We start from the raw sequence: 20,371 nt of genomic DNA, 5'->3' as shown, positions 1-20,371 counted from the left end.
GAGCAAATGATGACCACCCCGAACGAAAAAGTCGTTGAAGCGCTGCGGGCCTCCCTCAAGGAAACCGAGCGGCTGCGCCGCCGGAACCAGGAGCTCACCGACGCCTCCCGCGAACCCGTCGCGATCGTCGGCATGAGCTGCCGCTTCCCCGGCGGAGTCGGCTCGCCCGAGGACCTGTGGAAGCTCGTCGAGAGCGGCGGCGACGCCATCTCGGGCTTCCCCACCGACCGCGGCTGGGACGTCGAGTCGCTGTACGACCCCGACCCCGACCACCCCGGCACCACCTACGCCCGCGACGGCGGATTCCTGTACGAGGCCCCCGAGTTCGACCCGGCCTTCTTCGGGATCTCCCCGCGCGAGGCACTCGCCATGGACCCGCAGCAGCGCCTGCTGCTGGAGACCACCTGGGAGGTCTTCGAACGGGCCGGCATCGACCCGGCGACCCTGCGCGGCAGCCGGGCCGGCGTCTTCGTCGGAGCGTCGGCCAACGCGTACGGCGCCGGCTCGGGCGACCTGCCCGACGGGGTGGAGGGCCACCTCCTCACCGGCACCGCCTCCAGCGTCGTCTCCGGACGCCTCGCCTACGTCTTCGGCCTGGAAGGCCCCGCCGCCACCGTCGACACGGCCTGCTCGTCCTCCTCCGTCGCCCTGCACATGGCCGTACAGGCCCTGCGCCAGGGCGAGTGCTCCCTGGCCGTCGCCGCCGGCGTCACCGTCCTCGCCGGCCCGGACGTCTTCGTCGAGTTCAGCCGCCAGCGCGGACTGTCGCCCGACGGCCGCTGCAAGTCCTTCGCCGAGGCCGCGGACGGCACCGGCTGGTCCGAGGGCGTCGGCGTCCTCCTCGTGGAACGCCTCTCCGACGCCCGCCGCAACGGGCACCGGATCCTGGCCCTCGTCCGCGGCTCCGCCGTCAACCAGGACGGCGCGAGCAACGGCCTGACCGCCCCCAACGGGCCCGCGCAGCAGCGCGTCATCCGCCAGGCCCTCGAAAGCGCCCGCCTCACCCCCGCCGACGTCGACGTCGTCGAGGCCCACGGCACCGGCACCACCCTGGGCGACCCCATCGAGGCGCAGGCCCTGCTCGCCACCTACGGCCAGGACCGCCCGGCGGACCGGCCGCTGTGGCTGGGCTCCCTCAAGTCCAACATCGGGCACACCCAGAACACCGCCGGCATCGCCGGCATCATCAAGATGGTCATGGCGATGCGGCACGGGATCCTGCCCAGGACCCTGCACGTCGACGCGCCGACCTCGCACGTCGACTGGGAGGCCGGCGCGGTCTCCCTGCTCACCGAGCAGCGGCCGTGGCCGCAGACGGGGCGCCCCTACCGGGCCGGCGTCTCCGCCTTCGGCGTGAGCGGCACCAACGTCCACACCATCATCGAGCAGGCACCGGAGGCGGACCGCGCCCCCGAGCAGCAGCCCGAGGACACCGCGCCGCAGGCACCGCCGACGTCGCAGGTCCTGCCGTGGCTGCTGTCGGCGAAGGGCCGGGACGCCCTGCGCGAGCAGGCGGCACGGCTCCTCGCGTACGCCCGGGAGCACGACGGGACCGCCCCGCTCGACATCGCGTGGTCGCTGGCCGCGGGCCGGGCCCAGTTCGAGGACCGGGCCGCGGTCGTCGCCGCCGACCGCGAGGGCCTGCTGGCCGGTCTCGCCGCGCTGGCGGAGGGCGGTACGGCGGCCGGCGTCGTCACGGGCGCGCCGGCCGGCGGGAAGGTCGCCTTCCTGTTCACCGGGCAGGGCAGCCAGCGGCTCGGCATGGGCCGGGAACTGTACGAGGCCTTCCCCGCGTTCGCCCAGGCCCTCGACGCCGTCTGCGAGAAGCTCGCACTCCCGTTGAAGGACGTGCTGTTCGGGTCGGACGCGGGGCTGCTGGACCGGACGGAGTACACGCAGCCGGCGCTGTTCGCGGTCGAGGTGGCCCTGTTCCGGCTGGTCGAGTCCTGGGGTGTGAAGCCGGACTTCGTGGCCGGTCACTCCATCGGTGAGATCGCCGCCGCCCACGTCGCGGGGGTGTTCTCCCTGGACGACGCGTGCACGCTGGTCGCGGCCCGCGGCCGGCTGATGCAGGCCCTGCCCGCCGGCGGGGTGATGATCGCGGTCCAGGCCGCGGAGGACGAGGTCCTGCCGCTGCTGACCGACGCCGACCGGGTGTCCGTCGCCGCGGTCAACGGACCGCAGTCGGTGGTCGTCGCCGGTGATGAGGACGCGGCCGTCGCGGTCGCCGCGCACTTCGAGGCGCAGGGCCGCAAGACCAAGCGGCTCATTGTCAGCCACGCCTTCCACTCGCCGCACATGGACGGCATGCTCGACGCCTTCCGACAGGTGGTGGCCGGGCTGACCTTCGAGGCCCCGCGCATCCCGGTCGTGTCGAACCTGACCGGCGCACTCGTCACCGACGAGATGGGGTCGGCGGAGTTCTGGGTGCGGCACGTCCGCGAGGCCGTGCGGTTCCTGGACGGCGTCCGCGCCCTCGAAGCCGCCGGTGTGAGGGCCTACGTGGAACTCGGCCCCGACGGGGTGCTGTCCGCCCTCGCCCAGGACTGCGTCACCGAGGACGCCGTCTTCGTGCCCGTCCTCCGCAAGGGCCGTGACGAGGCCGAGGCCCTCGTGACCGCCCTCGCCCGGGCCCACGCCCACGGCGTCCGCGTCGACTGGCAGGCCTTCTTCGCCGCCACCGCGACCGGCGCCTGCCCCGTCGACGACCTGCCCACCTACGCCTTCCAACGGCAGCGCTACTGGATCGAGCCCGGCAGCCGGATCGGTGACCTCACCGCGGCCGGACTGGCTGCGGCAGCACACCCGCTCCTCGGCGCCATGGTCGCCCTCGCCGACTCCGACGGCTTCGCCTTCACCAGCCTGCTGTCCGCCGCCACCCACCCCTGGCTGGCCGACCACCAGGTCATGGGCAGCATCCTGCTCCCCGGCACGGCCTTCGTCGAGCTGGCGGTGTGGGCCGGTGACCAGGTCGGCTGCGACACCCTTGAGGAGCTGACCCTCGAAGCGCCGTTCGTCCTGCCCGAACGCGGCGGCGTCCAGCTCCAGATCAACGTGAGCGCACCCGACGCCGACGGCTCCGGCCGGCGCTCCTTCAGCCTCTCCTCCCGCCCCTCGGACAGCGCCGCCGACGAGCCCTGGACCCGGCACGCCAGCGGTGTCCTCGCTCGCGCAGCCGTCCCGGCCCGATCGGTGTTCGCGGCCGGCCAGTGGCCCCCGGCCGACGCCGAACCCCTCCCCACGGACGGCCTCTACACCGACCTGGCCGAGGTCGGCATGGGCTACGGCCCGGCCTTCCGCGGCCTCACCGCCGCCTGGCGGCACGGCGACGGCGTCTACGCCGAGGTCGCCCTCCCCGAGGACACCGCGGCCGCGGCCCGGGACTTCGGCCTCCACCCGGCGCTGCTCGACGCGGCACTGCACACCCTCGGCCTCGGCGTGCTCGGCGGCACCGAGGGCGAGGGCCGGCTCCCGTTCGCCTGGAGCGGGGTGACCCTCCACGCGAGCGGCGCCGACGCCCTGCGCGTCCACCTCGCGCCGACCGGCGCGGGCGACGGCATACGCCTGGAGATCGCGGACGTCACGGGCGCACCCGTCGCGACCGTCGACTCGCTCGTCCTGCGCGCCGTGTCCGCCGAGCAGGTCCGGGCGGCCCGCACCGCCCACCACGAGGCGGTGTTCCGCACCGAGTGGACGGCCCTGCCCACCGCCACCACCACCGGCGCGGACGCCGACACGGGCGCGGACGGGGACGCGGACGCGGACCTGCGCGGTCGCTGGGCGGTCCTGGGGGCCGAGGTCCCCGCCGCCCTGCTCGGCACGGGCTCCGCCCCGGACGCCGCCGACATCGCCGTCTACGCGGACCCCGCCGATCTGGCCGCCGCCGTCGAAGCCGGAGCACCCGTCCCGCAGGCCCTGTTCGCCGCCTACGCCCCGGCCGACCCCTCCGCGCCGGAGCTGTCCGCCGAGGCCGTGCACCGGGCCGCGCACCACGCCCTCGCCCTCGCCCGGACCTGGCTGGGGGAGGAGCCGTTCACCGGCGACCGGTTCGCCGCCACCCGCCTCGTCGTCCTCACCTCGGGCGCGGTCGAGGCCGGCGACGGCACGACCGGCCCCGACACCCTCACCGACCCCGTCCACGCGGCCGTACGCGGCCTGCTGCGCTCCGCACAGGCCGAGAACCCCGACCGGCTGCTGCTGCTCGACACCGACGGCACCGCGGACTCCGTGCGCGCCCTGCCCGCCGCCCTCGCCGCAGCCCGGGCCGCCGGCGAGCCGGAACTCGCCCTGCGCGCCGGTACCGCCCTCGCGCCCCGCCTCGCCCGCGTGGCCCGGCACCCCGAGGAAGCGGAGCAGGAACACGAGCACGGGCAGGAGCAGGAGCGGGAGGCGCAGCAGGCCGCCCCCGGCATCCGGTACGCGCCGGAGTCGACCGTGCTGATCACCGGCGCCGGTGGTCTCCTCGGCGGGCTGATCGCCCACCGCCTCGTCGCCGAGCACGGCGTACGGCACCTGCTGCTCGTCGGCCGCCGCGGCGGCTCCACCCCGCAGGCGCAGCGCCTCGCCGACGAACTCACCGCCGCGGGTGCTTCGGTGACCTGGGCCGCCTGCGACGTCGCCGACCGCGACGCGTTGGCCGCCGTACTGGAGGCCGTCCCCGCCGAGCACCCGCTCGGTGCGGTCGTCCACACCGCCGGCGTCCTCGACGACGGCGTGATCACCTCCCTCACCCCCGAGCGCCTGTCGGCCGTCCTGCGACCCAAGGTCGACGCGGCCGTCCACCTGCACGAGCTGACCCGCGACCTCGACCTCTGCGCCTTCCTCCTCTTCTCCTCCATCGGCGGCGTCTTCGGCGGCGCCGGACAGGGCAACTACGCCGCCGCGAACGTCTTCCTCGACGCGCTCGCCCGGCACCGCCGCTCCCTCGGCCTGCCCGCCACCTCCCTGGCCTGGGCCCTGTGGGCCGACGGCTCGGGCATGGCCGGCAGCCTCACCGAAGCCGACGTCAGCCGCATGACCCGCGGCGGACTGCCCCCGCTGACCTCGGCCGAGGGCCTCGACCTGTTCGACCTCGCGCACCGCCTCGACGAGGCCGTCCCCGTCCTGATGCGCATCGACACCGCCGGGCTGCGCCCCCAGGCCCAGGCCGGCACCCTCTCCCCGCTGCTCCGCGGACTCGTCCGGGTCCCCGCCCGCCGGACCGCGGGCGCCGCGTCCGCCGCGACGGGTGCCTCCGGCCTGCGGCAGCGCCTGGCCGCCCTCCCGGCCGCCGAGCAGGAGCGCACGCTCCTCGACCTCGTCCGCAAGCAGGTCGCCACGGCCCTGGGCTACCCGAACGCCGCCGCCGTCGAACCGGGCCGCTCCTTCAAGGAACTGGGCTTCGACTCGCTGACCGCCGTCGAGCTGCGCAACCTGCTCGGCGAGGCAACCGGCCGCCGCCTGCCCGCCACCCTCGTCTTCGACTACCCGACGGCCACCGCCCTCGCCCAGTACCTCCTCGGGGAGCTCGTCGCCGACCTCGCCGACGCCGACGACGCCGCCACCGCGACCGGCACGACCGGCACGACCGGCGCCGGCCGCCTCCCCGCCCGCCGACGGGCCGCCTCCGCGGCCCGCGCCGCCCACGACGCCGACGACGCCGACGACGACCCGATCGCCATCGTCGCGATGAACTGCCGCTTCCCCGGCGGCATCACCTCCCCCGAGGACCTGTGGCGGATGCTCGCCGAGGGCCGCGACGGCATCACCGCCTTCCCCGCCGACCGCGGCTGGGACCTCGACACCCTCTACAGCGACGACCCCGACCGCGAAGGCACCAGCTACGTCCGCGAGGGCGGCTTCCTGCACGAGGCCGCCGACTTCGACTCCGCCTTCTTCGGGATCTCCCCGCGCGAGGCCCTCGCCATGGACCCGCAGCAGCGCCTGCTGCTGGAGACCACCTGGGAGACCTTCGAACGCGCCGGCATAGACCCGACCGCCCTGCGCGGCAGCCGCACCGGCGTGTTCGTCGGCTCCAACGCCCAGGACTACCTCCAGCTCTGGCTCGACGACGCGGGCGCCGCCGACCTCGAAGGCCACCTCGGCACCGGCAACGCGGCCAGCGTCGTCTCCGGCCGCATCTCCTACACCTTCGGCCTGGAGGGCCCGGCCGTCACCATCGACACGGCCTGCTCCTCGTCGCTCGTCACCCTGCACCTCGCCGCCCACGCCCTGCGACGCGGCGAATGCACGATGGCCCTGGCCGGCGCCGTCACCATCATGTCCACGCCCGGCGCGTTCACCGAGTTCAGCCGCCAGCGCGGCCTGGCCGGGGACGGCCGCATCAAGGCGTTCGCCGCGGCCGCCGACGGCACCATCTGGTCCGAAGGCGTCGGCCTGCTCCTCCTGGAGCGGCTCTCCGACGCCCGCCGCAACGGCCACCCGGTCCTCGCCGTGGTCCGCGGTACGGCCGTCAACCAGGACGGCGCGTCCAACGGGCTCACCGCCCCCAACGGCCCCTCCCAGCAGCGCGTCATCCGCGAGGCCCTCGCCGACGCCGGCCTCACCGCCGCCGAAGTCGACGCCGTCGAGGCCCACGGTACGGGCACCCGCCTCGGCGACCCGATCGAGGCGCAGGCCCTCCTCGCCACGTACGGGCAGGACCGCCCGGAGGACCGGCCGCTGTTCCTCGGCTCGGTGAAGTCCAACATCGGGCACACCCAGGCCGTCGCCGGCGCCGCCGGCGTCATCAAGATGGTCATGGCCATGCGGCACGGGCTGCTCCCGCAGACCCTCCACATCGACGAGCCGACCCCCTACGTGGACTGGTCCGCCGGCGACATCGAGCTGCTGACCGAGCAGCGGGCCTGGCCGGAGACCGGCCGCCCGCGCCGGGCCGGCATCTCCTCGTTCGGCTACAGCGGCACCAACGCCCACGCCGTCCTCGAACAGGCCCCGCAGGAGGACGAGGCGCCGACGGCCGCGAAGCCGACCACGCCGACCGGGGCCGGGTCGGTCCCGGCGGTCCTGCCGTGGACCGTCTCCGGCCGCACCGCGGCCGCCCTGCGCGCCCAGGCTGCCCGCCTGCGCCCGGCCGCGGCCGACGCACTCGCCGCGCCCGGCTCCCGGGGCGCCGTGGACCTCGGCCACTCCCTGGCCGTGTACCGGGCCGCCCTGGAGCACCGCGCGGTGGTGTTCGGCGAGCCGTCGGACGGCGACGCACTCCTGGCCCGCCTGGACGCCCTCGCGGCCGGCGAGCAGGCCCCGGGGCTGGTACAGGGCTCGGTGTCGGGCGGCGCCCTGGCCTTCCTGTTCACCGGGCAGGGCAGCCAGCGGCTCGGCATGGGCCGGGAGCTGTACGAGGCGTTCCCCGTGTTCGCCCAGGCCCTCGACGCCGTCTGCGAGAAGCTCGCACTCCCGTTGAAGGACGTGCTGTTCGGTTCCGATGCCGCCGTGCTGGACCGGACGGAGTACACGCAGCCGGCGCTGTTCGCGGTCGAGGTGGCGCTGTTCCGGCTCGTGGAGAGCTGGGGGGTGCGCCCTGACTTCCTCGCCGGTCACTCGATCGGTGAGATCGCGGCCGCGCACGTGGCGGGTGTCTTCTCGCTGGACGACGCGTGCACGCTGGTCGCGGCCCGTGGCCGGCTGATGCAGGCGCTCCCGGCGGGCGGGGTGATGATCGCGGTCCAGGCGTCGGAGGACGAGGTTCTCCCGCTGCTCACCGAGGGCGTGAGCATCGCTGCGGTCAACGGCCCGCTGTCGGTCGTGGTCGCCGGTGACGAGGACGCGGCCGTCGCGATCGCCGAGGTCTTCCGGGACCGGGACCGGAAGACCAAGCGGCTGACGGTCAGTCACGCGTTCCACTCGCCGCACATGGACGGCATGCTGGACGACTTCCGTCAGGTGGTGTCGGGGCTGTCCTTCGCCGCCCCGCGGATCCCGGTCGTGTCCTGCCTGACCGGTGCACTCGTCTCCGACGAGATGGGGTCGGCGGAGTTCTGGGTGCGGCACGTCCGCGAGGCGGTCCGCTTCCTGGACGGCGTCCGGGCCCTGGAAGCCGCCGGGGTCACCACGTTCGTCGAGCTCGGCCCGGACGGGGTGCTGTCCGCCCTCGCCCAGGAGTGCCTGACGGGCACCGCCGACGTCGCCTTCGCCACCGTACTGCGTGCGGGCCGCCCGGAGGCGGAGACGGCGGTGGCCGCCGTCGCCCGCGCCTACGTGCGGGGCGTGGAGGTGGACTGGTCCGCGTTCTTCGCCGGTACCGGCGCGGAGCGCGTCGAGCTGCCTACGTACGCCTTCCAGCGGCAGCGCTACTGGCCCGAGAAGTCCCTGTCGAGCGGCAGCACGGTGCCCGTCGCGGCACCGGGTGCGGTGGACGCCCGCTTCTGGGAGGCGGTGGAGCACGGGGACCTCGCCTCCCTGGCCGCCGAGCTGGAAGTGGACGCCGACGCGCCGTTCAGCGCGCTCGTTCCCGCCCTCTCCGCATGGCGGCGACAGGGCCAGGAGCAGTCCGAGGTGGACCGCTGGCGCTACCGGGTGTCGTGGAAGCCGCTGGCGGATGCCGGGGCCGCCGCGCGCCTGTCCGGGACCTGGCTGGTGGTGGCGCCTGCCGTCGGTGTCGACGGTGCCGCGGCCGTGGTGGACGCCCTGGTCGGGCGTGGTGCCGAGGTCCGGCGGGTCGTGGTCGAGGCTGGTGCCGATCGTGGTGCCGTGGCCGGGCTGCTGGCCGGCGCGGAGTCCGTGGCGGGTGTGGTGTCTCTGCTGGCGCTGGACGAGGCCGCCGGGGTCGTTGCCACGGCCGTGTTGGTGCAGGCGTTGGGTGATGCCGGGGTGGGTGCGCCGGTGTGGTGCCTGACCCGTGGTGCGGTGAGCGTGGGTCGCTCCGACCGGCTGGTGTCGGCCGTACAGGCACAGGTGTGGGGTCTGGGCCGGGTGGCCGCGCTGGAGCTGCCGGAGCGCTGGGGTGGTCTGGTCGACCTGCCCGAGGTGTGGGACGAGCGGGCCATGGCCCGCCTGGTGGGCGTACTGGGCGGCAGCACCGGCGAGGACCAGGTCGCCGTACGGTCCTCCGGTGTCTTCGGACGCCGTTTGGTTCGGGCGGCTCGTGCCGAGGGTTCTGCCTCCTGGGCCCCGTCCGGGACGGTGCTCGTCACCGGTGGTACGGGTGCCCTCGGCCAGCGGGTGGCGCGCTGGCTGGCCGGTGCGGGTGCGGAGCGGCTGGTGCTGACCAGCCGCCGGGGCCCGGATGCTCCGGGTGCCGCCGAGCTGGCGGCGGAGCTCTCGGAACTCGGGGTGGAGGTGTCGGTGGTGGCGTGCGACGCCGCCGACCGGGATGCACTCCGTACGCTGCTGGCGGCCGAGGCCGAGACGCTGACGGCGGTCGTCCACACCGCCGGCATCCTGGACGACGGTGTCCTGGACGCGCTGACGCCCGAGCGCTTCGAGACCGTACTGCGGGCGAAGGCGGCCTCCGCGCTGCACCTGCACGAGCTGACCGGCGAGCTCGGCATCGAGCTGTCCGCGTTCGTGCTGTTCTCCTCCATGAGCGGCACCATCGGTGCGGCCGGGCAGGGCAACTACGCGGCCGCCAACGCCTACCTGGACGCCCTCGCCGAGCAGCGGCGGGCCGCCGGCCTCGCCGCGACCTCCCTGGCGTGGGGCCCGTGGGCCGAGGGCGGCATGGCCGCCGACCAGGCCCTCGAAGCCCGCATGCGCCGGGGCGGCGTACCGCCCATGAACGCCGACCTCGCCCTCACCGCGCTCCGGCAGGCCGTCGGCTCCGACGACGCCGCCCTCACGATCGTCGACTTCGACTGGGCGACCTTCGCGCCGGGCTTCACGGCGGTACGCGCAGGCCGGCTGCTCGGCGACCTGCCCGAGGCCGAGGCCGCCACCGGCGGCGCCCGGGTCGCGGGCGACCGTACCGACCACCGGGGCGCCTCGCTCGCCGCGCACCTCGGGAGCCTGACCGAGAGCGACCGGGAGCCGTTCCTCCTCGACCTCGTCCGCAAGGAGGTCGCCGAGGTCCTCGGCCACTCCGGCGCCGAGGACGTCGAGGCCGGCCGGGCCTTCCGCGAGATCGGCTTCGACTCGCTGACCGCCGTCGAACTCCGCAACCGGCTCGGCGCGGCCACCGGACTCCGGCTCCCGGCCACGCTCGTCTACGACTACCCGACGCCGTCCGCGCTCGCCGCCCACCTGCTTTCCGAACTCCTCGGCACACAGGCCGAGGTGACCGGCCCGGTGGCCGCGGCCGCCGACGACGACCCGATCGCCATCGTCGCGATGAGCTGCCGCTTCCCCGGCGGCGTACGCACCCCCGAGGACCTCTGGCAGCTGCTGGCGTCCGGCACCGACGCGATCTCGGACCTCCCCCTGGACCGTGGTTGGGACCTCGACGCCCTGTACGACGCCGATCCGGGCGCCGAGGGCACCTCGTACACCCGGCAGGGCGGCTTCCTCTACGACGCCGCCGACTTCGACGCCGACTTCTTCGGGATCTCGCCGCGCGAGGCCCTCGCCATGGACCCGCAGCAGCGCCTGCTGCTGGAGACCTCCTGGGAGGCCTTCGAACGGGCCGGCATCGACCCCGAGACCCTGCGCGGCAGCCAGGCCGGCGTGTTCGTCGGCACCAACGGCCAGGACTACCTGTCCGTCCTCCTGGAGGACCCGTCCGGCCTCGAAGGCCACCTGGGCACCGGCAACGCCGCCAGCGTCGTCTCCGGCCGCCTCTCGTACGTGTTCGGCCTCGAAGGCCCGGCCGTGACCGTCGACACGGCCTGCTCCTCGTCGCTGGTCGCCCTGCACTGGGCGATCCAGGCGCTCCGCAACGGCGAATGCGACCTCGCCCTGGCCGGCGGCGTCACCGTGATGTCGACGCCCGGCACCTTCATCGAGTTCAGCCGGCAGCGCGGCCTGGCCGCCGACGGCCGGATCAAGGCCTTCGCGGCGGCCGCAGACGGCACCGGCTGGGGCGAGGGCGTCGGCATGCTGCTCGTCGAACGCCTGTCGGACGCGCAGCGCAAGGGCCACCCGGTGCTGGCGGTCGTCCGCGGCTCGGCCGTCAACCAGGACGGCGCGAGCAACGGCCTGACCGCACCCAACGGGCCCTCCCAGCAGCGCGTCATCCGCGCCGCCCTCGCGAGCGCCGGGCTGGCGGCCGCCGACGTGGACGCCGTCGAGGCCCACGGCACGGGTACGACCCTCGGCGACCCCATCGAGGCGCAGGCGCTGCTCGCCACGTACGGCCGGGACCGCACGGACGGCGAGCCGCTGTTCCTCGGCTCCGTCAAGTCGAACATCGGGCACACGCAGGCCGCGGCGGGCGTCGCGGGCGTCATCAAGATGGTGCTGGCCATGCAGCACGGCGTACTGCCCCAGAGCCTCCACATCGACGAGCCCTCGCCCCAGGTCGACTGGCAGGCCGGCGAGATCGAGCTGCTCACCGAGCGCCGGGAGTGGCCGGAGACCGGCCGCCCGCGCCGGGCCGGCATCTCCTCGTTCGGCTTCAGCGGCACCAACGCCCACACGATCATCGAGCAGGCCCCGCCGGCGCGGGCGACGGCCGAGGCGGAGGAGAACCGCCTGCCGCTGCCGCTGCTGGTCTCCGCTAGGAACGAGGCGGCACTCCGCGCCCAGGCAGAGGGCCTTCGGGCGCGGCTGCTCGCCGACCCCGCACTCCGCCCGACCGACGTCGGCGTGACCCTCGCGACCGGCCGCTCCTCGTTCGAAGAGCGCGCGGCCGTGGTCTCCGCCGACCGGGCGGGCCTGCTCGCAGGCCTCGCCGCGCTGGCGGCGGGCGACCCGGCGGCGGGTGTGGTGACCGGCTCGCCGGTGGGTGGGAAGGTCGCCTTCCTGTTCACCGGGCAGGGCAGCCAGCGCCTCGACATGGGCCGCGAACTGTACGACGCCTTCCCCGTGTTCGCGGACGCGCTGGACGAGGTGTGCGCCCGCTTCGACCTCGACGTGCCGCTGAAGGACGTCCTGTTCGGAACGGACGCCGGCCTGCTGGACCGGACGGAGTACACCCAGCCGGCGCTGTTCGCCGTCGAGGTGGCCCTGTTCCGGCTCGTGGCGAGCTGGGGCCTGGAGCCGGACCTCGTCTCCGGCCACTCCATCGGGGAGATCGCGGCGGCCCACGTTGCCGGGGTCCTCTCCGTGGACGACGCGTGCACGCTGGTCGCGGCCCGTGGCCGACTGATGCAGGCGCTCCCGGCGGGCGGCGTGATGATCGCCGTCCAGGCGTCGGAGGACGAGGTCCTGCCGCTGCTGGCCGACGCCGACGGGGTGTCCGTCGCCGCGGTCAACGGCCCGCTGTCGGTCGTGGTCGCCGGTGACGAGGACGCGGCCGAAGCGATCGCCGAGGCCTTCCGGGACCGGGACCGGAAGACCAAGCGGCTGACGGTCAGTCACGCGTTCCACTCGCCGCACATGGACGGCATGCTGGACGACTTCCGTCAGGTGGTGTCGGGGCTGTCCTTCGCCGCCCCGCGGATCCCGGTCGTGTCCTGCCTGACCGGTGCACCCGTCTCCGACGAGATGGGGTCGGCGGACTTCTGGGTGCGGCACGTCCGCGAGGCGGTCCGCTTCCTCGACGGCGTCCGGGCCCTGGAAGCCGCGGGCGTCACGACGTACGTCGAGCTCGGCCCGGACGGCGTACTGTCCGCCCTCGGCCAGGAGTGCGTCCGCGATACCGGAGCCGTGTTCGTGCCCGCCGTGCGCAGGGGCCGCCCGGAGGCCGAGACGGTCATGGCCGCCCTGGCTCGGAGCCACGTCCGCGGGATCTCCGTCGACTGGCAGGCCGTCTACGGGGCCGGTGCGGTACGGGTCGACCTGCCCACGTACGCCTTCCAGCGCCGCCGGTACTGGCCGGAAGCCTCATTGGTGCAGCGTCGCGTGGCCGCGGGCAGCGGATCGGGCGCGGCCGGCTGGCGCTACCGGGTGTCGTGGAAGCCGCTGGCGGATGCCGGGGCCGCCGCGCGCCTGTCCGGGACCTGGCTGGTGGTGGCGCCTGCCGTCGGTGTCGACGGTGCCGCGGCCGTGGTGGACGCCCTGGTCGGGCGTGGTGCCGAGGTCCGGCGGGTCGTGGTCGAGGCTGGTGCCGACCGTGGTGCCGTGGCCGGGCTGCTGGCCGGCGCGGAGTCCGTGGCGGGTGTGGTGTCGCTGCTGGCGCTGGACGAGGCCGCCGGGGTCGTTGCCACGGCCGTGTTGGTGCAGGCGTTGGGTGATGCCGGGGTGGGTGCGCCGGTGTGGTGCCTGACCCGTGGTGCGGTGAGCGTGGGTCGCTCCGACCGGCTGGTGTCGGCCGTACAGGCCCAGACGTGGGGTCTGGGCCGGGTGGCCGCGCTGGAGCTGCCGGAGCGCTGGGGTGGTCTGGTCGACCTGCCCGAGGTGTGGGACGAGCGGGCCATGGCCCGCCTGGTGGGCGTACTGGGCGGCAGCACCGGCGAGGACCAGGTCGCCGTACGGTCCTCCGGGGTCTTCGGGCGCCGACTGGTCCGTGCCTCCGGCGGCCAGGCCGACCGGGCCTGGGCCCCGTCCGGGACGGTGCTCGTCACCGGTGGTACGGGTGCCCTCGGCCAGCGGGTGGCGCGCTGGCTGGCCGGTGCGGGTGCCGAGCGGCTGGTGCTGACCAGCCGCCGGGGCCCGGATGCTCCGGGCGCCGCCGAGCTGGCGGCCGAGCTCTCGGAACTCGGGGTGGAGGTGTCGGTCGTGGCGTGCGACGCCGCCGACCGGGATGCACTCCGCACGCTGCTGGCGGCCGAGGCCGAGACGCTGACCGCGGTCGTCCACACCGCCGGTGTGCTCGACGACGGTGTCCTGGACGCCCTGACGCCCGAGCGGTTCGAGACCGTACTGCGGGCGAAGGTCGACTCGGCCCGCAACCTGCACGAGCTGACCGTCGAGCTCGGCATCGAGCTGTCCGCCTTCGTGCTGTTCTCATCCGTCACCGGGACCTGGGGAACCGCAGGCCAGGCCAACTACGCCGCCGCCAACGCCTACCTCGACGCGCTCGCCGAGCAGCGCCGGGCGGCCGGCCTGGCCGCGACCTCGATCGCCTGGGGCCCGTGGGCCGAGGGCGGAATGGCCGCCGACCAGGCCCTCGAAGCCCGGATGCGCAAGGGCGGCGTGCCGCCCATGAACGCGGAAGCGGCCGTCGACGCCCTCCAGCGCGCCCTCGACGCGAACGACACCTTCGTCGCCGTCGCGGACGTCGACTGGGAGCGCTTCGCCCCCGGCTTCACCGCGGTCCGCGCCAGCCGCCTCCTCGCCGAACTGCCCGAAGCACACGGAGCCTTCGCCACCCCGATGACCGCCGGCGCAACCCCGGGCGACACGCCCGCGGGCGGCCGGGACTCCCTCGCGCAGCGGCTGGCGGGCCTCTCCGCCGCCGAACGCGACCGGCTGCTGCTCGACCTCGTCCGCAGGGAGGTCGCCGCCGTCCTCGGCCACGCCGGAGCGGAGAGCATCGCCGCGGGACGGGCGTTCAAGGAGCTCGGCTTCGACTCTCTGACCGCCGTCGAACTCCGCAACCGGCTCGGCGCGGCCACCGGGCTGCGCCTCCCCGCCACCCTGATCTACGACTACCCGACCTCCGCCGACCTTGCGGACCACCTGCACCGCGAACTCCTCGGCGCCGGGGCCGAACCGGCCGCTCCCGTCCTCACGGCCCGGGCCGCCGACGACGACCCGATCGCGATCGTCGCGATGAGCTGCCGCTTCCCCGGCGGCGTGCGCACCCCCGAGGAGCTCTGGCAGCTGCTGGCCGCCGGCGGCGACGCCATCGGCGAGTTCCCGGCCGACCGCGGCTGGGACGCCGAGGAACTGTTCGGGTCGCGGTTCGGGCAGGAAGCCTCGTACGCCCGCGAAGGCGGATTCCTGTACGACGTCGCGGAGTTCGATCCCGGCTTCTTCGGGATCTCCCCGCGCGAGGCCCTGGCCATGGACCCGCAGCAGCGGCTCCTGCTGGAGACCTCGTGGGAGGCGTTCGAGCGGGCCGGCGTCGACCCGTCGTCGGTGCGGGGCAGCCAGACCGGCGTGTTCGTCGGCACCAACGGACAGGACTACCTGTCGCTCGTGCTGAACTCCGCCGACGGCGGCGACGGCTTCATGAGCACCGGCAACTCCGCCAGTGTCGTCTCCGGCCGGCTCTCCTACGTGTTCGGGCTGGAAGGCCCGGCCGTGACCGTCGACACCGCCTGCTCGGCGTCCCTCGTGGCGCTGCACCTGGCGGTGCAGGCGCTGCGCAGCGGTGAGTGCTCGATGGCCCTGGCCGGCGGTGTCACCGTGATGTCGACGCCGGGCGCCTTCGTCGAGTTCAGCCGGCAGGGCGGGCTCGCCTCGGACGGCCGGATCAAGGCCTTCGCGGCCGGTGCGGACGGCACCGGCTGGGGTGAGGGCGTCGGCATGCTGCTCGTGGAGCGGCTGTCGGACGCGCAGGCCAACGGGCATCCGGTGCTGGCCGTGGTCCGTGGGTCGGCCGTCAACCAGGACGGTGCGAGCAACGGCCTGACGGCACCCAACGGGCCCTCGCAGCAGCGGGTGATCCGTCAGGCGCTCGCGAGCGCAGGCCTGGCCGCCGCCGACGTCGACGCCGTCGAGGCGCACGGCACCGGCACCAGGCTCGGCGACCCGATCGAGGCCCAGGCCCTGCTGGCGACCTACGGCCAGGACCGGCCCGCCGGGCAGCCGCTGCTGCTCGGTTCGATCAAGTCGAACATCGGGCACACGCAGGCGGCCGCCGGTGTCGCGGGCGTCATCAAGATGGTCATGGCCATGCGCCACGGCCTGCTGCCGCAGACCCTGCACGTCGACGAGCCCACCCCGCACGTCGACTGGACCGCGGGCGACGTCGAGCTCCTCACCGAGCGGCGGGCCTGGCCCGAGACCGGGCGTCCGCGCCGGGCCGGCGTGTCCTCGTTCGGCGTGAGCGGTACGAACGCGCACACCATCCTCGAACAGGCACCGACGGCAGAGGACCCCGAGCCGGCCGGACCCGAGAACCCAGGCCCGTGGCCGTGGATCCTCTCGGGCCGCACCGGGACGGCCCTGCGCGAGCAGGCCGCCCGGCTCCTCGCCCACCTCGACGCGCAGGACGGGCACGGCGCGCACGCCGGGCCGCGGCCGGTGGACGTCGGCCACTCGCTCGCGGCCGGCCGGGCGGTCCTCGACCACCGCGCCGTGATCGTCGCCGGAGCGGGGGAGGAGCGCCGCGAGGCGCTGGCCGCGCTGGCGGCGGGCGACTCCGCCGCCCCGCTCATCCAGGGCGTGGCCCGGGCGGAACGGCAGGTGGCCTTCCTGTTCACCGGCCAGGGCAGCCAGCGCCCCGGCATGGGCCGCGAACTGTACGACACCCACCCGGTGTTCGCGGACGCGCTCGACGCGATCTGCGCCCGCATGGACGCCCACCTCGAACTGCCGCTGAAGGAAGTGCTGTTCGGATCGGACCCGACCCTGCTCGACCGGACCGGGTTCACGCAGCCCGGGCTGTTCGCCCTCGAAGTGGCGCTGTACCGGCTGGTCGAGAGCCTGGGCCTGCGCCCGGACTTCCTGTCCGGCCACTCCATCGGCGAGATCGCCGCCGCACACGTGGCGGGCGTCCTGTCGCTGGACGACGCGTGCACGCTGGTCGCCGCCCGCGGCCGGCTGATGCAGGCCCTCCCGGCCGGCGGCGCCATGATCGCCGTCCAGGCCTCGGAGGACGAGGTCCTCCCGCTGCTCGTCGACACCGACCGGGTGGGCGTCGCTGCCGTCAACGGACCCCGGTCCGTGGTCATCGCCGGTGACGAGGACGCCGCTGCGGCGATCGCCGGGCGCTTCGAGGCGGACGGCCGGAAGACCAAGCGGCTCACCGTCAGCCACGCCTTCCACTCGCCCCACATGGACGGCATGCTGGCGGACTTCCGCAAGGTCGCGGAGCAGCTCACGTACGGGGCCCCGCGCATCCCCGTCGTGTCCAACCTGACCGGCGCCCTCGCCGGCGACGAGATGGCCACGGCCGACTTCTGGGTGCGGCACGTCCGGGAGGCCGTCCGCTTCCTCGACGGCATCCGCGCGCTGGAGGCCGCCGGCGTCACGGCGTACGTCGAGATCGGGCCCGACGGCGTGCTGTCCGCGCTCTCCCAGGACTGCCTGACCGGCGACGGCGACACCGCGGGCACCGTCGGTGCCGACGGCGCCGACCGTGCGGTCTTCGTGCCCGTGCTCCGCAAGGGCCGGCCCGAGGCAGGGACCCTCGCCGCCGCCCTCGGCCGGGCCCACGTCCACGGCGTCGGCGTCGACTGGCCGGCGTACTACTCCGGAGCCGGCGCCCGGCGCGTCGACCTGCCCACCTACGCCTTCCAGCGCGAGCGCTACTGGGTCGACTCCTTCGCCGCGGCCGAGGACGCCGCCTCGCTCGGCCTCGAAGCGGCCGGGCACCCGCTGCTCGGCGCCGCGGTCGAACTGCCCGGCACCGGCGGGTTCCTGTTCACCGGCCGGCTCTCCCGCCGCACGCACCCGTGGCTGGCCGACCACGTCGTCGCCGACTCCACGGTCGTGCCCGGCGCGGCCCTCGTCGAGCTCGCGCTGCGGGCCGGGGACGAGGTCGGCTGCGGCCACCTGGCGGAGCTGACCGCCGAGGAGCCGCTCGTCCTCCCGCAGGACGGGGCCGTACAGCTCCGGCTCACCGTGGGCGGAGCCGACGACACCGGCCGCCGCCAGGTCGGGATCCACAGCCGCACCGAGGCGGGCGACGGCGACGGGCCGTCCGGCGGGGCCTGGTCGCGGCACGCCACCGGGTTCCTCACCGCGGACGCGGCCGAGGACACCGGCGCGACCGCCGGCACCGGCGACGCCGCGTCCTGGCCGCCGGCCGGAGCCGACGAGGTCTCCGTCGACGCGGTCCGCGACCGGCTCGCCGCCGCGGGCCTCTACCACGGACCCGCCCTGCGGACCCTGACCCGGATCTGGGTACGGGGCGAGGAGGTCTTCGCGCAGGCCCGCCTCTCCGACGAACAGGGCTCCTCCGCGAACGGGTTCGTCCTGCACCCGGCCCTGCTCGACGCCGCGGTCCAGGCGCTCGCGGCGACCACCGCGGCCGGCGGTGGCACCGCCGCACGCGAGCCCCTCGCCTGGCGCGGGGTGACCCTGCACGCGGGCGGCGCGGGCGCGCTGCGCCTGCGGATCACCGCACCCGACGGCGCCGGCACGGTGTCCGTCGAACTGGCCGACGAACAGGGCGCACCCGTCGCCTCCGTCCGGGCGCTGGTGACCCGGGAGCTCGACGCCGAGCGGTTCGCGGCGGCCCCGGACGCGGCGTCGCAGGACGGGCTGTTCCGCCTCGACTGGGTGCGCACGGCGACGCCGGCCCGCCCGGCCGCCGCGACGTTCGCGGTCGTCGGCGATACCGCGGGCGACGCCGACGGAGCCCACGCCCGCCTGGCCGCCGTGCTGGGCCGGGCCGGCGTGCCCGCCGCCCGGTACGCCGACCCGGCAGCGCTGGACGAGGCCGTCGCGGCCGGCCGGCAGCCGATGCCCGACACCGTGGTCGTGCCGTTCATGACGTCCGCCACCGCCACCGGCACCACGGCCGTGGACGCCGACCGCCTCGCGCAGGACGTCCGGGAGACCACGCACCGCGTGCTCGCGACCGTGCAGGGCTGGCTGGACGGCGGCCGCTTCACCGGCACCCGCCTGGCCGTCGTCACCCGGGGCGCCGTGGCCGCCCACCAGGACACCGAGGCCGCCGACCTCGCCCACACCCCGGTGTGGGGCCTGCTGCGGGCCGCGCAGACCGAGCACCCGGACCGCTTCGTCCTCGTCGACCTCGACGACGCCGAAGCCTCCGGCCGGGCCCTGCCCGGTGCTCTCGCGTCCGACGAACCCGAACTGGCCGTACGCGGCGGTGCCCTGTACGCACCCCGCCTGGCCCGGGTGGACGCCCGGACGGCGCAGCCCGGCGAACCGGCCGGCCGCATCGACACCCGCGGCACGGTCCTCGTCACCGGGGCCGGCGGCGGACTCGCCGGCCTCCTCGCCCGCCACCTGGTCACCGAGCACGGCGTACGCCACCTGCTGCTCACCGGCCGCAGGGGCGCCGACACCGAGACCGCACCCCGACTGACCGCGCAGCTCACCGCCTTGGGCGCGGAGGTCACCTGGGCGGCCTGCGACGTCGCCGACCGTGACGCGCTGGCCGGGCTCCTGGAGTCCGTACCGGCCGGGCGTCCGCTGACGGCGGTCGTGCACACCGCGGCCGTGCTCGACGACGGCATCGTCGACCTGCTCACGCCCGAGCGCGTCGACCGGGTCCTGCGGCCCAAGGTGGAGGGAGCGCTGAACCTGCACGAGCTCACCCGCCACCTCGACCTGTCGGCGTTCGTCCTGTTCTCCGCGGCCGCCGGCACCCTCGGCTCCGCCGGCCAGGCCAACTACGCCGCGGCGAACGTGTTCCTCGACGCCCTCGCCCGGCACCGACGCGCCCACGGCCTGGCCGCCCTGTCCCTGGTGTGGGGCATGTGGGCCGAGGAACGCGGCATGGCCGGCCGGCTCACGGGGGCGGAGCGGGAGCGCGCCGCCCGCGGCGGCGTCGCCCCGCTGTCGGCGGCGGAGGGCCTCGCCCTCTTCGACGCCGCCCTCGCCGCGGACGACGAGCCGGTCCTGCTGCCGATCGGCCTCGACCTGCCCACCCTGCGGGCCCGGGCCGCGGACGGCGGACTCCTGCCCGTGTTCCGCGGTCTGGTCCGCACCCCGGTGCGGCAGCGGCGGGCGGCCACGCCGGCGTCCGGCGCGCACCGGACGCAGGACACGACTGCGGACGCGCACGCCGGCACCGGTGGCCGGACGCTCACCGAACGCCTCGCCGGGCTGCCGGCGGCCGAGCGGGAGCGGACCGTGGTGGACCTGGTGCGCGGCCAGGTGGCCGCCGTCCTCGGGTACAGGTCGGCGGAAGTCATCGGCGAGGAGCAGGCGTTCAAGGAGCTCGGCTTCGACTCGCTGACCGCCGTCGAACTCCGCAACCGGCTCGGTGCGGCCGCCGGCCTCCGGCTGCCCGCCACGATGGTCTACGACTACCCGACCCCGGCCGCCCTCGCCCGGCACCTGCTGGACGAGGTCGCCCCGGACGGCCCCGCGGAGCGCAAGCTCTCCGTGCTGGAGGAACTCGACCGTCTGGAGAGCACCTTCTCCTCCCTGGACCCGGCGGACCTGGCCGCGGCGGCCGGCGACGACGCGGCGCACGCACGCGTCGCCGTGCGCCTCCAGACGCTGCTGGCCCAGTGGAACGACGCCCGCCGGGTGGACGGTGCGGCGACCACCGCGGACGAGATCGAGGACGCGAGCGACGACGAGCTGTTCGCGCTCATCGACAAGAAGTTCGGCCAGGGCTGAACCCCACCCACCCCCAGGCCGTACC

General features: G+C 75.5%; 1 protein-coding gene. It reads left to right on the top strand.

Annotated elements, in window-relative coordinates; translation table 11 throughout:
- The first annotated feature begins 9 nt into the window (after positions 1-9).
- Entirely contained in the window at positions 10-20,346 is a 20,337-nt protein-coding gene (locus ACSHWO_RS02940) for a type I polyketide synthase (RefSeq protein WP_438309923.1), read from the top strand.
- The last annotated feature ends 25 nt before the right edge of the window (positions 20,347-20,371 follow it).

This window comes from Streptomyces pallidus (ex Mingjun et al. 2026) (assembly GCF_051550185.1).
In the GTDB taxonomy this organism is placed as follows: domain Bacteria; phylum Actinomycetota; class Actinomycetes; order Streptomycetales; family Streptomycetaceae; genus Streptomyces.
This window is presented reverse-complemented; position numbering and strand designations above follow the sequence as displayed.